This window comes from Duganella fentianensis, from assembly GCF_009857835.1.
GTDB lineage: Bacteria > Pseudomonadota > Gammaproteobacteria > Burkholderiales > Burkholderiaceae_D > Rugamonas > Rugamonas fentianensis.
The window spans coordinates 626,325-643,351 of record NZ_WWCL01000003.1 but is presented as its reverse complement, the minus strand read 5'-3'; the positions used below and the strand labels follow the sequence as shown (position 1 = coordinate 643,351).

General features: G+C 55.4%; 25 protein-coding genes. All 25 read right to left on the bottom strand.

The genetic code is table 11. The annotated features are described in order from the left end of the window. Positions 1-27: 27 nt before the first annotated feature. Positions 28-459 (bottom strand): 50S ribosomal protein L15, encoded by a 432-nt coding sequence (rplO, locus tag GTP23_RS15980; protein ID WP_155436379.1) that lies wholly within the window; start codon positions 457-459, stop codon positions 28-30. Between the two features lie 27 nt (positions 460-486). Then, positions 487-669 (bottom strand): 50S ribosomal protein L30, encoded by a 183-nt coding sequence (rpmD, locus tag GTP23_RS15975; protein ID WP_155436380.1) that lies wholly within the window; start codon positions 667-669, stop codon positions 487-489. Positions 670-679: 10 nt separating this feature from the next. After that, positions 680-1,198: a 30S ribosomal protein S5 gene (rpsE, locus tag GTP23_RS15970; RefSeq protein ID WP_155436381.1), complete on the bottom strand. Its 519-nt coding sequence runs from the start codon at positions 1,196-1,198 to the stop codon at positions 680-682. A 9-nt stretch (positions 1,199-1,207) separates the two neighbouring features. Further along, entirely contained in the window at positions 1,208-1,570 is a 363-nt protein-coding gene (gene rplR / locus GTP23_RS15965; RefSeq protein ID WP_155436382.1) for a 50S ribosomal protein L18, read from the bottom strand. A 14-nt stretch (positions 1,571-1,584) separates the two neighbouring features. Next, positions 1,585-2,118, bottom strand: coding sequence for a 50S ribosomal protein L6 (gene rplF, locus GTP23_RS15960; protein WP_161036034.1), 534 nt, complete (start codon positions 2,116-2,118; stop codon positions 1,585-1,587). 10 nt (positions 2,119-2,128) lie between these two features. Next, positions 2,129-2,524, bottom strand: a complete 396-nt coding sequence (gene rpsH / locus GTP23_RS15955) for a 30S ribosomal protein S8 (RefSeq protein ID WP_161036033.1) — start codon at positions 2,522-2,524, stop codon at positions 2,129-2,131. Positions 2,525-2,538: 14 nt separating this feature from the next. After that, positions 2,539-2,844 (bottom strand): 30S ribosomal protein S14, encoded by a 306-nt coding sequence (gene rpsN, locus GTP23_RS15950; protein WP_161036032.1) that lies wholly within the window; start codon positions 2,842-2,844, stop codon positions 2,539-2,541. A gap of 7 nt (positions 2,845-2,851) precedes the next feature. Next, entirely contained in the window at positions 2,852-3,391 is a 540-nt protein-coding gene (rplE, locus tag GTP23_RS15945; RefSeq protein ID WP_155436386.1) for a 50S ribosomal protein L5, read from the bottom strand. A gap of 6 nt (positions 3,392-3,397) precedes the next feature. Then, a complete protein-coding gene (gene rplX, locus GTP23_RS15940; RefSeq protein ID WP_155436387.1) occupies positions 3,398-3,712 on the bottom strand; it encodes a 50S ribosomal protein L24 in 315 nt (104 codons plus the stop codon). 9 nt (positions 3,713-3,721) lie between these two features. Continuing rightward, a complete protein-coding gene (rplN, locus tag GTP23_RS15935) occupies positions 3,722-4,090 on the bottom strand; it encodes a 50S ribosomal protein L14 (protein WP_155436388.1) in 369 nt (122 codons plus the stop codon). Between the two features lie 265 nt (positions 4,091-4,355). Then, the gene (rpsQ, locus tag GTP23_RS15930) at positions 4,356-4,622 is read right to left on the bottom strand and encodes a 30S ribosomal protein S17 (protein WP_155436389.1); all 267 of its coding nucleotides are present in this window, start codon (positions 4,620-4,622) and stop codon (positions 4,356-4,358) included. Continuing rightward, positions 4,619-4,810, bottom strand: a complete 192-nt coding sequence (gene rpmC / locus GTP23_RS15925) for a 50S ribosomal protein L29 (RefSeq protein ID WP_155436390.1) — start codon at positions 4,808-4,810, stop codon at positions 4,619-4,621. The genes rpsQ and rpmC overlap by 4 nt, the downstream gene beginning before the upstream one ends. Before the next feature lie 12 nt (positions 4,811-4,822). Next, positions 4,823-5,242 (bottom strand): 50S ribosomal protein L16, encoded by a 420-nt coding sequence (gene rplP / locus GTP23_RS15920; protein WP_008444302.1) that lies wholly within the window; start codon positions 5,240-5,242, stop codon positions 4,823-4,825. A gap of 2 nt (positions 5,243-5,244) precedes the next feature. Beyond that, the gene (gene rpsC / locus GTP23_RS15915; protein WP_155436391.1) at positions 5,245-6,021 is read right to left on the bottom strand and encodes a 30S ribosomal protein S3; all 777 of its coding nucleotides are present in this window, start codon (positions 6,019-6,021) and stop codon (positions 5,245-5,247) included. A gap of 9 nt (positions 6,022-6,030) precedes the next feature. Further along, the gene (gene rplV, locus GTP23_RS15910) at positions 6,031-6,363 is read right to left on the bottom strand and encodes a 50S ribosomal protein L22 (protein WP_174864456.1); all 333 of its coding nucleotides are present in this window, start codon (positions 6,361-6,363) and stop codon (positions 6,031-6,033) included. Further along, the gene (rpsS, locus tag GTP23_RS15905) at positions 6,360-6,635 is read right to left on the bottom strand and encodes a 30S ribosomal protein S19 (RefSeq protein ID WP_155436392.1); all 276 of its coding nucleotides are present in this window, start codon (positions 6,633-6,635) and stop codon (positions 6,360-6,362) included. Before rpsS ends, rplV begins: the two co-directional genes overlap by 4 nt. A gap of 9 nt (positions 6,636-6,644) precedes the next feature. Further along, complete coding sequence (gene rplB / locus GTP23_RS15900) at positions 6,645-7,472, bottom strand: 50S ribosomal protein L2 (protein ID WP_155436393.1); 828 nt, start codon at positions 7,470-7,472, stop codon at positions 6,645-6,647. Beyond that, positions 7,472-7,786, bottom strand: coding sequence for a 50S ribosomal protein L23 (gene rplW, locus GTP23_RS15895; RefSeq protein WP_161036031.1), 315 nt, complete (start codon positions 7,784-7,786; stop codon positions 7,472-7,474). The genes rplB and rplW overlap by 1 nt, the downstream gene beginning before the upstream one ends. Next, the gene (rplD, locus tag GTP23_RS15890; protein WP_155436395.1) at positions 7,783-8,403 is read right to left on the bottom strand and encodes a 50S ribosomal protein L4; all 621 of its coding nucleotides are present in this window, start codon (positions 8,401-8,403) and stop codon (positions 7,783-7,785) included. The genes rplW and rplD overlap by 4 nt, the downstream gene beginning before the upstream one ends. 3 nt (positions 8,404-8,406) lie before the next feature. Further along, positions 8,407-9,063 (bottom strand): 50S ribosomal protein L3, encoded by a 657-nt coding sequence (gene rplC, locus GTP23_RS15885; RefSeq protein WP_155436396.1) that lies wholly within the window; start codon positions 9,061-9,063, stop codon positions 8,407-8,409. Positions 9,064-9,374: 311 nt separating this feature from the next. Then, positions 9,375-12,173, bottom strand: coding sequence for a TonB-dependent receptor plug domain-containing protein (locus GTP23_RS15880; RefSeq protein WP_229256120.1), 2,799 nt, complete (start codon positions 12,171-12,173; stop codon positions 9,375-9,377). Between the two features lie 313 nt (positions 12,174-12,486). Continuing rightward, the gene (rpsJ, locus tag GTP23_RS15875) at positions 12,487-12,804 is read right to left on the bottom strand and encodes a 30S ribosomal protein S10 (protein WP_028101676.1); all 318 of its coding nucleotides are present in this window, start codon (positions 12,802-12,804) and stop codon (positions 12,487-12,489) included. Between the two features lie 125 nt (positions 12,805-12,929). Next, entirely contained in the window at positions 12,930-14,120 is a 1,191-nt protein-coding gene (gene tuf, locus GTP23_RS15870; RefSeq protein WP_161036029.1) for an elongation factor Tu, read from the bottom strand. Between the two features lie 71 nt (positions 14,121-14,191). Then, a complete protein-coding gene (gene fusA, locus GTP23_RS15865) occupies positions 14,192-16,297 on the bottom strand; it encodes an elongation factor G (protein WP_161036028.1) in 2,106 nt (701 codons plus the stop codon). A gap of 111 nt (positions 16,298-16,408) precedes the next feature. Further along, positions 16,409-16,879 carry a 30S ribosomal protein S7 gene (gene rpsG, locus GTP23_RS15860; protein WP_155436655.1) on the bottom strand — a complete coding sequence of 157 codons (471 nt, stop codon included), beginning with the start codon at positions 16,877-16,879 and terminating at the stop codon, positions 16,409-16,411. Positions 16,880-17,027: the final 148 nt, after the last annotated feature.

The window sequence follows — 17,027 nt, the reverse complement described above, 5'->3', positions numbered from 1 at the left end:
GCTCCGATCAAGCTGTTAGCGGTCAACTCAGGCTACCGAGCCGCCGGCTGCTTCGATGGCGGCTTTCGCGCCAGCGGTCACTTTCAGGCCTTTGAGGTTCACCGCTTTGGTGATCTCGCCGGACAGAATGACGCGCACATCGCGTGCCAGCACGCTCAGTACGCCAGCTTGTTTCAGTACCAGGATGTCGACATCGCCAACAGCCAGGTTGTTCAGGTCGGACAGACGCACTTCAGCTTTGAAGGTAGCGTTGAGCGACTTGAAACCGCGCTTAGGCAGACGGCGCTGCAGAGGCATCTGACCGCCTTCGAAGCCGACTTTGTGGAAGCCGCCCGAACGCGATTTTTGACCCTTGTGACCACGACCTGCGGTTTTACCCAGGCCGGAGCCGATACCGCGGCCTACGCGACGCTTAGCGTGCTTCGCGCCTTCGGCTGGTTGAATGGTATTCAGTTCCATGATTTCTCCGTGTGTAAGCCCGGGGGCTTACGCAACAACTTTAACGAGGTACGAGACTTTGTTGATCATGCCGCGCACGGATGGGGTGTCTTGCAGCTCGGAAACCGAGTTTACACGACGCAGACCCAGACCGCGAACGGTAGCACGGTGATCTTCACGCGTGCCGATCAAGCCCTTGACCAATTGTACTTTGATGGTTTTTTGTGTCATCGCGTTCACCTTAGCCCAGGATGTCTTCTACCGACTTGCCGCGTTTAGCAGCAATCTCAGCAGGAGTACTCATTTTTGCCAGACCGTCCAGCGTTGCACGCACCAGGTTGTAAGGGTTGCTCGAACCGGTGGATTTTGCCACCACGTCGGTCACGCCCATTACTTCGAAGATTGCGCGCATAGCGCCGCCAGCGATCACGCCGGTACCAGGTTTCGCAGGCGACATCATCACTTTCGATGCGCCGTGACGACCGGTCACGGTGTGTTGCAGGGTACCGTTTTTGAGGGAAACCTTGATCAGGTTGCGACGGGCTTCTTCCATTGCCTTCTGCACACCGACTGGAACTTCCTTCGACTTGCCTTTGCCCATGCCGATGCGGCCATCGCCGTCACCAACTACGGTCAGCGCGGCGAAACCCATGATACGACCACCCTTGACCACTTTGGTCACGCGGTTGATCGCGATCATTTTTTCGCGCATGCCATCATCCGGCTTGTCGCTTGCCATTTTTGCTTGCATTTTTGCCATGATCGTTCCTTAGAACTTCAGACCGGCTTCGCGCGCGGCTTCTGCCAGCGCCTTCACACGGCCGTGGTAACGGAAACCGGAGCGATCGAACGCTACTTCGGTAATCCCTGCTTTCAGTGCTTTCTCTGCGACGCGCTTGCCAACCAGAGCGGCAGCAGCAGCATTGCCGCCTTTGCCCGACTTGCCAGCCAGTTCGTTGCGCACTTCGACTTCTGCCGTGGAGGCCGATACCAGAACTTTGGCATCTGGCGAGGTCAGGTTCGCGTAAATGTGCTGATTGGTGCGGTGTACCGACAGGCGGTTCACTTTCAATTGCGCGATCTTGATTCGGGTTTGGCGTCCGCGGCGCAGACGTGATTCTTTCTTGTCCATCGTCAGCCCCTAGTTTACTTCTTCTTGGTTTCTTTGATCTTAACCACTTCGTCCGAATAACGGACGCCCTTGCCTTTGTATGGCTCAGGAGCGCGGTAAGCACGAACTTCAGCAGCCACTTGGCCCACTTTTTGACGGTCGATGCCTTTGATGACGATCTCGGTCGGAGTGGCCGTCGCGCAGCTCACGCCAGCAGGCATGACGTGCACGATAGGGTGGGAGAAGCCCAGCGACAGGTTCAGCTTGTCGCCTTGTGCTTGAGCTTTGTAGCCCACGCCGATCAGGTTCAGCTTCTTCTCGAAACCCTTGGTTACGCCGTTGACCATGTTGTTGACCAGAGCGCGCAGCGTGCCGGACATGGCATTGGCTTCGCGGGAGTCATTGGCTGGCGTAAAGCTCAGGGTACCTGCATTGTTTTCTACTGCTACCAGACCGTTCAGGGACTGGGTCAGCACGCCCAGCGGGCCTTTTACGGTGATCGCTTGTGCGGAGATGGCGACTTCAGCGCCAGCTGGCACAGCGATAGGCATTTTAGCTACTCGAGACATGTGTAACTCCTTATGCGACGTAGCAAATAACTTCGCCGCCGACACCGGTAGCGCGTGCTTTGCGGTCAGTCATGACGCCTTGCGGAGTCGACACGATCGCCACACCCAAGCCATTCATCACAGTAGGGATCTCGTCTTTGCCTTTGTAGATACGCAGGCCCGGACGGGACACGCGCTCCAGGCGCTCAATGACGGGACGGCCAACATAATACTTCAAACCGATTTTCAGTTCCGCTTTGCCACCAGCTTCGGCAACTGCGAAATCTTCAATGTAACCCTCGTCCTTCAGGACGTTGGCAATCGCAACTTTAACTTTCGACGATGGCATAGCCACGGTCGCTTTTTGCACGCCTTGGGCGTTGCGAATGCGGGTCAGCATATCGGCGATAGGATCGCTCATACTCATTGCTTATTCTCCTATTACCAGCTTGCTTTAGTCATACCCGGAATTTCACCACGCATGGCGAATTCACGGAGCTTGATACGGCCCAGACCGAATTTACGGAAGGTGCCGCGTGGACGACCGGTGACGGCGCAGCGGTTACGCTGGCGGGTCGGTGCCGAGTTACGTGGCAGCGCTTGCAGTTTCAGGCGCGCTTCGTAACGTTCTTCTTCCGACTTCGACTGGTCATCAATGATGGCCTTCAGTGCAGCGCGCTTGGCAGCAAACTTGTTTGCCAGGTCAATACGCTTCTGCTCACGGTTAATCAGTGCGAGTTTTGCCATGATCTACTTAGTTCCTGAACGGGAATTTAAAGGCGGCGAGCAGAGCTTTCGCTTCGTCGTCGGTCTTGGCGGTGGTGGTGATCGAAATGTTCAGACCACGCAGCGCATCGATCTTGTCGTACTCGATTTCCGGGAAGATGATCTGCTCTTTCACGCCGATGTTGTAGTTACCACGACCATCGAACGCACGGCCATTCACACCGCGGAAATCGCGCACGCGTGGCAGGGCCACGGTGATGAAGCGATCCAGGAACTCGTACATACGAGCGCCGCGCAGGGTAACCATGGTACCGATCGGGTAGCCTTCACGGATTTTGAAACCCGCGATTGCTTTACGCGATTTGGTGGTCACTGGTTTTTGACCAGCGATCTTGGTCAGGTCGCCGACAGCGTGCTCGAGGACCTTCTTGTCCGCAACAGCCTCACCCACACCCATGTTCAGGGTGATCTTGGTCAGACGTGGAACTTCCATTACCGACTTGTAACCGAATTTAGCGGTCAGGTCAGCAACGACTTTTTCTTTATAGAACTCTTGGAGACGTGCCATGATTTCTTAAGCCTTCACTACTTCGCCGGACGATTTGAAGACGCGGACTTTTTTGCCATCCACTTCTTTGAAACCAACACGGTCTGCCTTGCCAGTCGCTGCATTGAACAGTGCAACGTTGGACACGTGAATCGGCATAGTCTTATCGACGATACCACCTTGTACGCCAGTCATTGGGTTAGGCTTGGTCGCTTTTTTAGCAACGTTGACGCCTTCAACCACGACGTGCTCAGCATCTACACGACGCTGAACGACGCCACGCTTGCCCTTGTCTTTCCCGGCCAGAACGATGACTTCGTCGTTTTTACGAATCTTATCCATTACGACTCCTTACAGGACTTCAGGTGCCAGGGACACGATCTTCATGAACTTTTCAGTACGCAGTTCGCGCGTGACTGGTCCAAAAATACGGGTACCGATTGGTTCCAGTTTGGCGTTCAGCAGAACGGCGGCATTGCCGTCGAACTTCACCAGGGAACCATCTTGGCGGCGCACACCTTTAGCGGTACGCACAACCACGGCGTTATAAATTTCACCTTTTTTAACACGGCCACGTGGCGCAGCAACCTTAACGGTTACTTTGATCACATCGCCAATGCTTGCATAACGGCGCTTGGAGCCGCCCAACACCTTGATGCACAGAACTTCTTTTGCACCGGTGTTGTCGGCCACTTCGAGCCGGCTTTCAGTTTGAATCATAGTATTCTCTTTCCCAACTTAAGCCGAAGAATCCACACAATGCGGACCTGCGGTCAGTCTTGGTCCCGCCAGAGTGCTCATGCAGAGCCCACTGTTTGGGTGCTTGACCTTCGTACTGCTACTGACCGCGCGGTTCTGCGTCTGTGGCCAGACACTTTGCGGCGTTACATGAACGAAGCCCGCAAGTATTACATACAATTTGCGGGCTTGCAAGAACTAATTGAAAAACCGCCCCCGGCCCTAAGGTCGGAGGCGAGATCGTCAATTAAACGATTTGTGCGGCTTGCACCACACGCGTTACGGTCCATGCCTTCGTTTTGGAGATCGGACGACCTTCCGTGATTTCCACCGTGTCACCGGCTTTCACCTGGTTGGTCTCGTCGTGCGCGTGATACTTGTTCGAGCGGACGATGATCTTACCGTACAAAGGATGTTTGACGTGGCGTTCGATCAGAACGGTAACGGTTTTGTCCATTTTATCGGACACCACCTTACCGATCAGAGTACGCTTCAGCTTTACTTGATCAGTCATTTGGCTTCCTTCGTGTTCATTACCGTTTTTACACGTGCGATATCGCGACGTACCTTCTTGAGCTGCGAAGTGTTGCTCAGTTGTTGCGTAGCGATTTGCATACGCAGGCCAAACTGGGCCTTCAACAGGTCATTCAGCTCTTTTTGCAGAGCGTCCTGGTCTTTGCCGCGGAGTTCAGATGCTTTCATATTTCACTCCTGTTATTGACCAACTTGACGAACCACGAAAGTGGTTGCCAGTGGCAGTTTGGCAGCGGCCAGGCGGAATGCTTCGCGCGCCAGTTCTTCTGCGACGCCATCCATTTCGTACAGGACTTTGCCTGGACGGATTTCGGCGACGTAGTATTCCGGATTACCTTTACCGTTACCCATACGGACTTCGGCAGGTTTGTTCGAAATCGGTTTGTCCGGGAACACGCGAATCCAGATACGGCCGCCACGTTTGATGTGACGGGTCATGGCGCGACGTGCAGCCTCGATTTGACGGGCCGTGATACGACCACGGGCCACGGCTTTCAGACCGAATTCGCCGAACGACACCGAAGTGCCGGCGGTGTGCGAAATGCCGGTGTTACGGCCTTTCTGCTCTTTACGATACTTTCTGCGTGCTGGTTGCAGCATGATTATTCTCCTGCTTTCTCGGCCGGCTTGGCGGCGCTACGCACACGGCCGGCACCGGCTGGACGACGGCCAGCTGGTTTACCGTCGTCGCGACGTGGGCCACGTGGCTTCTTCTCGTCTGGTGGGGTATCGATCACTGGTGCGTCGCCGTTAGCCGAACGATCGCCTTTGTAAACCCAAACCTTCACACCGATGATGCCGTAGGTGGTCGAAGCTTCGCTGGTACCGTAGTCGATATCGGCGCGCAGGGTGTGCAGAGGCACACGACCTTCGCGATACCACTCTTTACGAGCGATTTCGATACCGTTCAGACGGCCCGACGACATGATCTTGATGCCCAGGGCACCCAGACGCATGGCGTTTTGCATAGCACGTTTCATCGCGCGGCGGAACATGATGCGCTTTTCCAGCTGCTGAGCGATCGAGTCAGCGATCAGCTGCGAATCGATTTCTGGCTTGCGGATTTCTTCGATGTTCACATGCACAGGCACGCCCATGATCTTGGTCAGGGCCGACTTCAGTACTTCGATGTCTTCGCCTTTTTTACCAATGACCACGCCCGGACGCGAGCTGTAGATGGTGAAGCGCGCGTTCTTGGCTGGACGCTCGATCACGATGCGGCCGACCGAAGCGTTCTTCAGCTTGGTTTTCAGGAAAGCGCGAGCTTTCAGGTCTTCATTCAGCATGGCAGCAAAGTTGCCATTGCCAGCGTACCAGCGCGAAGCCCAGTTACGGGTTACGGCCAGACGGAAACCGGTTGGATGTATCTTCTGTCCCATCGTGACTCCTTAGTTGCCGACAGTCACGTAAATGTGACAGGATTGTTTCGAGATACGATCACCCCGGCCTTTAGCGCGTGCAGTGAAGCGCTTCAGGATCGGGCCCTTTTCGACGTAGATCGTTTTCACGAACAGTTCGTCGATGTCCGCGCCGTCATTGTGCTCAGCGTTAGCGATTGCCGACTCGAGCACTTTCTTGATGATGGTCGCGCCCTTTTTTGGGCTGAATTGCAGAATGTTGAGTGCAGCGTCAACCTTCTTGCCACGGATCAGGTCAGCAACCAGACGACCTTTTTGGTCGGACAGGCGCACACCTTTGAGGATAGCTTTGGTTTCCATTATTTCTTCGCCTTCTTGTCAGCGGCATGGCCCTTGAACGTGCGGGTCAGCGCGAATTCACCGAGCTTGTGACCAACCATGTTCTCGGAAACATACACAGGCACGTGCAGCTTGCCGTTGTGAACAGCGATCGTCAGGCCGATGAAGTCAGGCATGATGGTCGAGCGACGGGACCAGGTTTTGATTGGCTTTTTGTCTTTGGACGCTTGAGCGGCTTCGACTTTTTTCACCAGGTGGGCGTCACAGAACGGCCCTTTTTTCAATGAACGAGTCATGATTTATCCTTATTTCTTGCCGCGGCGCGAGACGATCATCGAAGAAGTACGCTTGTTGCTGCGAGTCTTCTTACCCTTGGTCTGCTGGCCCCATGGCGACACTGGGTGACGACCAGCTGCAGTACGGCCTTCACCACCACCGTGCGGGTGGTCGATCGGGTTCATGACCACACCGCGAACGGTAGGACGAACACCGCGCCAGCGCATCGCACCAGCTTTACCGATCTTACGCAGGCTGTGTTCGGCATTGCCGACTTCACCCACGGTTGCACGGCACTCGATGTGCACGCGACGTACTTCGCCGGAGCGCAGACGCACCTGAGCGTAGGTACCTTCACGGGCCATCAGCACCACGCCAGCACCAGCGGTACGGGCCATCTGAGCACCCTTACCTGGCAGCATTTCAACGCAGTTCATCACAGTACCAACTGGGATGTTGCGGATCGGCAGGCAGTTACCGGCTTTGATCGGAGCTTCCGAACCGTTCATCACGGTGTCGCCCACGGCCATGCCTTTGGTAGCGATGATGTACTGACGCTCACCGTCGGCGTAGCACAGCAGAGCGATGTGCGCGGTACGGTTAGGATCGTATTCGATACGTTCCACTTTTGCAGGAATACCATCTTTTTGACGCTTGAAGTCAACCAGACGATAGTGCTGCTTGTGGCCACCACCGATATGACGGGTGGTGATGTGACCGTTGTTGTTACGGCCAGCAGTTTTCGATTTTTTCTCAACCAGCGCTGCGAACGGACGGCCTTTGTACAGGTCGGCGTTAACAACTTTCACCATGCCGCGACGGCCTGGGGAGGTTGGCTTCATCTTAACGAGTGCCATTATTTAGCCTCCTCGGAGAAATTGATTTCCTGGCCAGGTTTCAGGCACACGAAAGCGCGCTTGGTATGGTTGCGGCGGCCGATGTGAGCACCGGAACGCTTCTGCTTACCTTCGCGGTTTACGGTTTGCACCGATTCCACTTCCACTTTGAACAGCAGTTCAACAGCGGCTTTGATTTCTGGCTTGGTCGCGTCGGTGCTAACACGGAACACGATCTGCTCGTTCTTTTCCGCGACCATGGTGGCCTTCTCGGAAATGACCGGAGCTACCAGCACCTTCATCAGGCGCTCTTCGCTAAATTTCAATGCGCTCATGCCAGCATCTCCTCAATCTTAGCCAGTGCAGCTTTGGTGACCAGGATCTTCTTGTAGAACACCAGGGACATTGGATCTGCGTGACGTGGTTCAACGACCAGAACGTTCGGCAGATTGCGCGAAGCCAGTTCCAGGTTTTCGTTGGCGGTATCGGTAATGATCAGCACCGAGTCAAAGCCCATGCCGGTCAGCTTTTGCGACAGCAGCTTGGTCTTAGGAGCTTCGATAGCGAAATCTTCTACCACAACCAGACGCTCTTCACGAGCCAGTTGCGACAGGATCGAGCAGATACCAGCGCGGTACATCTTCTTGTTCACTTTGTGGGTGAAGTTCTCGTCAGGCGAGTTCGGGAAGATGCGACCACCGCCGCGCCACAGTGGCGACGAGGACATACCAGCACGAGCACGGCCGGTACCTTTTTGGCGCCATGGCTTCTTGGTCGTGTGGTGAACTTCTTCACGGTCTTTTTGCTTGCGGTTACCGCTGCGGGCATTGGCTTGGTAAGCAACGACGATCTGGTGGATCAGGGCTTCGTTGTAGTCACGGCCGAAGACGGTGTCGGCGGCAGCAACGTTAGAGGCGGCTTGACCTTGTGCGTTCAAGAGCTTGAGTTCCATCGATTAAGCTCCCTTCTTTGCTTTAACTTTGACAGCAGGCGACACAACAACCTGGCCGTTTTTCGCGCCTGGGATCGCGCCTTTGACCAGCAGCAGCTGACGGTCGGCATCGATACGGGCGATTTCGAGGTTCTGCACGGTGCAGGTTACGTCACCGAGGTGACCGGTCATGCGCTTACCAGGGAATACGCGACCTGGATCCTGCGCCATACCGATGGAACCTGGTACGTTGTGCGAACGGGAGTTACCGTGGGTCTGACGACCCGAAGCAAAGTTGTGACGCTTGATGGTACCAGCGTAACCCTTACCGATCGATACGCCTTGCACGTCAACTTTCTGACCAACTTCGAACAGCGAAACGGCAACGGTGTCGCCAGCTTTCAGTTCAGCAGCTTTGGTAACGTCAATGCGGAATTCTTTCAGCGTGGTACCGGCTTCAACGCCAGCTTTGGCGTGGTGACCAGCGACGGCTTTGGTCACGCGGGAAGCGCGACGTTGACCGAATGCAACCTGAACAGCGGAGTAACCATCCGTTTCAGGCGTTTTGATTTGCGCAACACGGTTGTTCGATACGTCCAACACGGTGACTGGGATCGAATCCCCGTCATCGGTGAAGATGCGCATCATACCAACCTTGCGACCGAGGAGGCCTAGGCTCATTTTTTCTCCATTCCCACCTACGATTGGGCGGGGCTTTGTTTAACTACTAAAATAAGTACGGACCAATAAAAAAGACATATCCATACCGAAGCCGGCTAGTTTAGCGCGAAAAGACCCTTGACGCAACAACTTAATACGAGGTATGTCAGGTTTTCGCGCGGCGCAGGCAAAATGGCGGCAAAGTGGGGCAAAACCAGCGCCGATGCGGGCTGGCGTACCAGATCGGGCAAAAAAAACACCCCGGCCACACAGGGTGGCCGGGGTGTGGTGCAGCTGACCCGGCCCTGGCGGGCCGGGATGGCAGGCGATGCTTAGAAGGTGTAAGCAGCGCTCAGGCCCAAGGTACGGAACAACATGTTGGCAGCAGTGATGCCTTCACGGTAGTTGACTGGCGTATCCTGGTTCAACAGATTGTTGATATAGGCACTCAGCTTCACGTTCTTGCTCAGGGTGTAAGTCAGGTTGTAATCCACCGTGGCGTAGGCGCGAACTTTGCCGCAGGCTGCCATCTGATCGGCGGCAACTTTGCTGGTCTCGCAATAGGTCGGCGCATCGTCGCTGTTCGGGCTCCAGGCACCGCGGTAGTTCACGGTCACGCCCTGATCCACTTTGCCGCTGCTCAGCGAGCCGCGCAGTTTCATGCGCAGACGCGGACCACCATCGTAGCTACCGGCACCGTTCATACCGTAGGCATTGTCGGCCACCAGGAAGGACTGGTACTTCAGTGCATAGGTACCGTCCAGTTTCAGGGCAACATCACCCACGTTGGCGATCTTGAACTTGCCCGAAGCGTCGAAGTCGAAGCCCGAAGCGCGGGTTTTGCCCGAATTGACATACGGGTTGTACAGCATGCCCAGCTTGCCGATACCCTGGAAGTTGGTGGCAGTACCCGGAGCGTACTTGCGTACCAGTGCCAGGAACTCGTTGTCGGTCGCCGAGTTGTCCATGCGAATCAGCTGGCCGGCAGGCAGCGCTGCTTCGTTTTTCAGAACGTCCGCTACGGAACGCGGAGAGATTTCATCCTTACGCTCGATGCTGTAGTAGTCCAGTGCCAGCGTCCAGTTCTTGACCGGCTCGAGCACCAGGCCCAGCGTGTAGGAACGCGAGGTTTCCGGTTTCAGATCCGGGTTCGAGGTGGTGAAGCTAGGCAGCGAGGCCAGGCAATCGTTGTTGCGGTAGGTGTTGGCCAGCGCCTTTTCAGCCGCCGTTGCACCGGACTTCTGAATGATGTTATTCAGTTCCGAAGCGATAGGGCAACGACGCTGATCGACCACGTTATTGCTCACTGCGCTACGGCCCAAACCGTTACCAGTTTCAACGATGTTAGGCGCACGGAAGCCACCGGCCGCCGTAGCGCGCAGCAGCAGCGAGTCCAGCGCCTGCACTTTGGCGCCGAGTTTCGGCGACAGGTGAGCTTCAACGCCACTGGTTTTGTCGGCACGCAAGGCGGCGCTCAGCTCCACACGCTTCACCACAGGAATGGTGGCTTCGGTGAATACTGCGTACTGGCTCTGACGGTCTTTCACTTGCAGACCGAATACGCCTACCAGTTCGCCGCCCAGCACGTTGTCCGAGCTCTTCATTTCGTAAGAACTACGACGGATGTCGGTGCCTACTGCAATGCTCAGAGGACCGGCCGGCAGTTGCATGACTTCACCGGTGATCGTAGCGTCGATGAATTCGATCTTCGCTTCACCTTCCGTGGTACGGACCGGGAACATCGAGTTCAGCAGTGCCACGTCGTTCTTCTGACCAAACTTGTAGGTGTTGTTCAGAATGGCATCGGTATAGCCTTTGGCGCTAGGTGCGCGGGTGGACTTGGTGGCGCTCGAGGTCATGTGACCCACCGCCGATTTCCAGTCGAAATTGCCGAGCGTGCCGTTCAGGGCCAGCATAAAGCGGCTCTGGTCGGATTCGGTACGGTTGAAGTTAAAGCCGTCGCCGGTGTCCATCAGACGGGCGCGGTATTCGACAGGGAAATTGTAGGGATTGCCGTTGTTACCCACTGGCAGTTTCGGGTAGGTGAATGGACCTACCATTTTGCCAGCCAGCGCGTTGTACCAGACGAAGGATTGGGTGGTGGCGTAATTGTTGCTAACGCCCAGAGGTGCAACGATGTAGTCGTTGGTCGCGCCGGCGGTGGTGATTTCGAACGAGGCGTCGATATCGCGGCCTATCTTGAAGCGGGTGTTGCTGGCAGCAGCGTAGCGCTTGTTATCGGTGGTCAGCCCCGAATACTGCAGCACATCGAATTTGCACAGCTTGTCCGATGGGTCGATCGCGCTCGCCGGGCAGCCTGGCGCAGCAACAATGTTGGTCGAGCTCAGGAAGTAGTTACCGGTCGGCGAGTAGGTGCTCTTGGCGTCCCAGGTCGAACGTCCCGGGGTCTGGCGCTGCCATGCCGGATAGCGGCTGGCCAGCTCACCCTGGGTGTAACCATCGCGCTTGTAGCCTTCGAAGGTCAGATAGGTGTTGAAGCCGTTCTCTTCCACATCGCCGAAGCCGTAGATGGCCGAGACGCTGCGGTTACGACGGTCAGCGAAGCCGTCGGTGGCTTCGTAGTTAACCTGGACTTTACCGCCCTGGTAGTCTTTACGCAGGATGATGTTGATCACGCCGGCAATCGCGTCGGAACCGTAGATAGCCGAAGCGCCATCTTTCAGAATCTCGATGCGCTCGATCGCGTCGGTAGCGATAGCGTCCAGATTGGTGAAGTTTTCTTGTGCACCGTCGGCCAGGCCGTAAGGAGCGATGCGGCGGCCATTAACCAGAACCAGGGTCGAGACCTTGCCCAGACCGCGCATCGACACACCCGAGGAACCGGTTGCGAAGCCACTCGAGCTGCTGCTGGCCGAGTTGAGGCTGGTGCTGATGGCAGCCGTCGAGTTCAGCAGGCCCAGCACGGTGTGCTCGCCGGTACGCTCGATGTCTTTACGCGACAGCACTTGCACAGAGGCAGCCGTTTCACTGTCGGTACGTTTGATGCTGGAGCCGGTGATTTCTACCCGCTGAATCTTGGGCTCGGCGGTTTCCTGCGCATGCACAGCAGGGGTGAAAGCGACTGCCAGGGCAATCGATAAAGCATTTTTCTTCAAATTTATGTTTTTCAAAACTATTCCTGAGTGGTAATTACAAACTACGCGCATAAGGATGACGCTGGATCACAACGCCGTTGATTTTTATGCGGCCTAGGAATTTCTCACAACAGGCTGTCAAAGGAAAGGAAAAAACTCGCCAGAGGCGAAAAAACCTTCAATTAACTAAACATTCGTTGTTTTTTAGAATTAAATTCGTAATGTTTTACTACTAAAGTACTCGCGGGCCAGGCGCAGCACAGGCCCCAAAACAACAGGGCCGCAAGTGCATGCACTTGCGGCCCTGTGATCCGGCACATGACAGCCCGTGGGCCGTCATGGAGGAGAATTATTGCAGTTTGATTTCGACGTCAACGCCAGCTGGCAGGTCCAGCTTCATCAGTGCGTCCACGGTTTTGTCGGTTGGATCAACGATGTCCATCAGACGCTGGTGGGTACGGATTTCGAACTGGTCGCGCGAGGTCTTGTTGACGTGTGGCGAACGCAGAACGTCGTAACGCTGGATGCGGGTTGGCAGAGGAACTGGGCCTTTGACCACAGCGCCGGTGCGCTTGGCGGTATCAACGATTTCCAGAGCCGACTGGTCGATCAGTTTGTAATCGAAAGCTTTCAGACGGATACGGATTTTCTGGTTTGGTGCGGACATGATGTTTTCCTAAAAGAGCGAACTGGCAACTTTGTAGCGCCAGCAATTTAAAAAGAACGGGATACAGCACAAAGGGTCGACATGGTAGCACACCTTGTCGACCCTGAGTTATCAGCGCCTAAAAATTAGCCGATGATTTTTGCAACCACGCCTGCGCCAACGGTACGGCCGCCTTCGCGGATAGCGAAGCGCAGACCTTCTTCCATCGCGATCGGGTTGATCAGCTTAACGGTGATCGACACGTTGTCGCCTGGCATAACCATTTCTTTATCGGCTGGCAGCTCGATCGAACCGGTTACGTCGGTGGTACGGAAGTAGAACTGTGGACGATAGTTGTTGAAGAACGGGGTGTGACGGCCGCCTTCATCTTTCGACAGAACGTAGATCTCGCCGGTGAAGTGGTTGTGTGGCTTGATCGAGCCTGGTTTTGCCAGAACTTGACCACGTTCCACGTCTTCACGCTTGGTGCCGCGCAGCAGCAGACCAACGTTGTCGCCTGCCTGACCCTGGTCCAGCAGTTTGCGGAACATTTCCACGCCGGTGCAGGTGGTTTTCACGGTGTCTTTGATACCGACGATTTCGATCTCTTCGCCGACTTTGATGATACCGCGCTCAACACGACCGGTCACCACGGTACCGCGACCCGAGATCGAGAACACGTCTTCTACTGGCATCAGGAAGGCGCCGTCCACTGCGCGCTCTGGCGTAGGGATGTAGCTGTCCAGTGCTTCGGCCAGTTGCATGATAGCCTGTTCGCCCAGCGGACCGGTGTCGCCGTCCAGAGCCATACGTGCCGAACCTTTAACGATAGGCAGGTCGTCGCCTGGGAAGTCGTACTTCGACAGCAGCTCGCGCACTTCCATTTCAACCAGTTCCAGCAGTTCTGCGTCGTCAACCAGATCGCACTTGTTCAGGAACACGATGATGTATGGAACGCCAACCTGACGGGCCAGCAGGATGTGCTCGCGGGTCTGTGGCATAGGACCGTCAGCTGCGGAGCAAACCAGGATTGCGCCGTCCATCTGAGCAGCACCGGTAATCATGTTTTTGATGTAGTCGGCGTGGCCTGGGCAGTCAACGTGAGCGTAGTGACGACCCGAGGTTTCGTACTCAACGTGAGCGGTGTTAATGGTAATACCACGTGCTTTTTCTTCTGGAGCAGCATCGATCTGGTCGTAAGCTTTAGCTTCGCCGCCGAATTTCTTCGACAGAACGGTAGCGATCGCTGCGGTCAGGGTGGTTTTGCCGTGGTCAACGTGACCGATGGTGCCGACGTTGACGTGCGGCTTGGTCCGTTCGAATTTCTCTTTTGCCATTTCAATCTTCCTTAGATCAAAGTTTTAAAGTTGCAGGCGGGGATCATCCCGCCCGCAAAAAATATAAAAAATTACTTGGCTTTCGCGGTAACGATAGCGTCGATAACGTGCTTAGGCGCTTCCGAGTAGTGCTTGAATTCCATCGTGTAGGTTGCACGGCCTTGCGTTGCGGAACGCAGGGTGGTCGAGTAACCGAACATTTCCGACAGAGGCACTTCAGCTTTGATGATCTTGCCACCGCCGCCTGGGATCTCGTCCATACCTTGCACCATACCACGACGGGACGACAGGTCGCCCATCACGGTACCGGCGTAGTCTTCTGGCGTTTCCACTTCCACCGCCATCATCGGCTCCAGAATAACTGGGTTAGCTTTGCGGCAGCCGTCTTTGAAGGCCATCGAAGCAGCCATCTGGAACGCGTTTTCGTTCGAGTCCACATCGTGGTACGAACCGAAGAACAGCGTTACTTTAACGTCAACCACTGGGTAGCCAGCCAGAACACCGGTGTTCAGCGTGCCACGTACACCCTTCTCAACTGCAGGGATGTATTCACGTGGAACGGTACCGCCTTTGATGGCGTCCACGAACTCGAAGCCCTTACCTGGTTCTTGCGGTTCGATCTTCAGAACCACGTGACCGTACTGACCACGACCACCGGACTGCTTAACGAACTTACCTTCGGACTCTTCGCAAGTCTTACGGATGGTTTCGCGGTATGCAACCTGTGGCTTACCGACGGTCGCTTCCACGCCGAATTCGCGCTTCATACGGTCAACGATAATTTCCAGGTGCAGCTCGCCCATACCACCGATAATGGTCTGGCCCGATTCTTCATCGGTCTTGACGCGGAACGAAGGATCTTCCTGAGCCAGACGGTTCAGTGCCAGACCCATTTTTTCCTGGTCAGCCTTGGTTTTTGGTTCCACAGCCTGTTGAATCACTGGCTCTGGGAAGACCATTTTTTCCAGGGTGATGATCGATGCTGGATCGCACAGGGTTTCACCGGTGGTCACGTCTTTCAGACCCACTGCAGCAGCGATGTCGCCGGCGCGCACTTCTTTGATCTCTTCACGCTGGTTAGCGTGCATCTGCAGAATACGGCCCAGACGTTCTTTACGGTTTTTCACCGAGTTGAACACGGTATCGCCAGCGTTGATCACGCCCGAGTACACGCGGAAGAAGGCCAGCTGGCCCACGAACGGGTCGGTCATGATCTTGAAGGCCAGTGCCGAGAATTTCTCGTCATCGGAAGCTTTACGGCTGGCTGGCTCTTCGTGCTCGTCGGTACCGGTCACGGCAGCGATGTCCACTGGCGATGGCAGGTATTCGATCACGGCGTCCAGCATAGCCTGTACGCCCTTGTTCTTGAACGCGGTACCGCACATCATCGGCACGATTTCGGAAGCGATGGTACGCTCACGCAGTGCTTTCTTGATTTCGGCTTCGGACAGGTCGCCCTCTTCCAGGTACTTGTTCATCAGGTCTTCGTTGGCTTCAGCAGCAGCTTCTACCATCTTCTCGCGCCACTCAGCGGCCGAATCAGCCAGCTCGGCAGGGATATCGACGTAGTCGAACTTCATACCCTGGGTAGCGTCGTCCCAGATGATGGCTTTCATCTTGACCAGGTCGATCACGCCTTTGAAGTTTTCTTCAGCGCCGATAGGGATCTGGATCAGAACCGGGTTAGCTTTCAGACGAGCGCGCATCTGATCGTAAACTTTGAAGAAGTTGGCACCGGTACGGTCCATCTTGTTTACGAAGGCCAGACGTGGCACTTTGTACTTGTTAGCCTGACGCCATACGGTTTCCGACTGAGGCTGTACGCCACCAACTGCGCAGTAAACCATGCATGCGCCGTCCAGAACACGCATCGAACGTTCCACCTCGATGGTGAAGTCCACGTGGCCTGGGGTGTCGATGATGTTGATGTGGTGCTCAGGGAAGTTGTTAGCCATACCTTTCCAGAAGCAGGTGGTCGCTGCCGAGGTAATGGTAATGCCGCGCTCTTGCTCCTGCTCCATCCAGTCCATGGTGGCGGCGCCATCGTGAACTTCACCGATCTTGTGGTTCACGCCCGTGTAGAACAGAACGCGCTCGGTGGTGGTGGTCTTACCTGCATCGATGTGAGCGGAGATACCGATGTTGCGGTAGCGCTCGATGGGGGTCTTGCGGGCCATAATTATTCCTAAATCTTTGAATGGACAAAACCGAGCCACTTCAAATTACAAAGTGTGCCCGGCCTCGAACAACAGATAACAGCCAGTTTCCGAAAAAACTGGCCGATTTGATTAGAAGCGGAAGTGCGAGAACGCCTTGTTCGCTTCTGCCATACGGTGCACTTCATCACGCTTTTTCATCGCACCGCCGCGGCCTTCAGCCGCTTCCATCAGCTCACCGCCGAGGCGTTGTGGCATGGATTTTTCGCTACGCTTGTTAGCGGCTTCACGCAGCCAGCGCATGGACAGAGCCATACGACGTACTGGGCGCACTTCGACCGGCACTTGGTAGTTAGCACCACCAACGCGACGGGATTTAACTTCAACCAGTGGCTTGGCGTTGTTCAGCGCGGTAGCGAACACTTCCAGTGGATCTTTACCGGTTTTTGCTGCGATGTGCTCGAAGGCACCGTAGATGATGTTTTCTGCGACCGATTTTTTACCGGACAGCATCAGAACGTTCACGAATTTCGCGACATCCGTGTTGCCGAATTTTGGATCCGGCAGAATTTCGCGCTTGGGTACTTCACGACGACGTGGCATATCAATTCCTTTCAATCTTCAGTTGAGGTGCGCAGATATGGGATTCGCACTCTCGCGGAGGACCATCATAGCCATCCACTTACTCGACCAAATGCGGTCGATTACATTCACTAAGTGAGCTGCCACTAAGCGAAAACTGTCTACTACT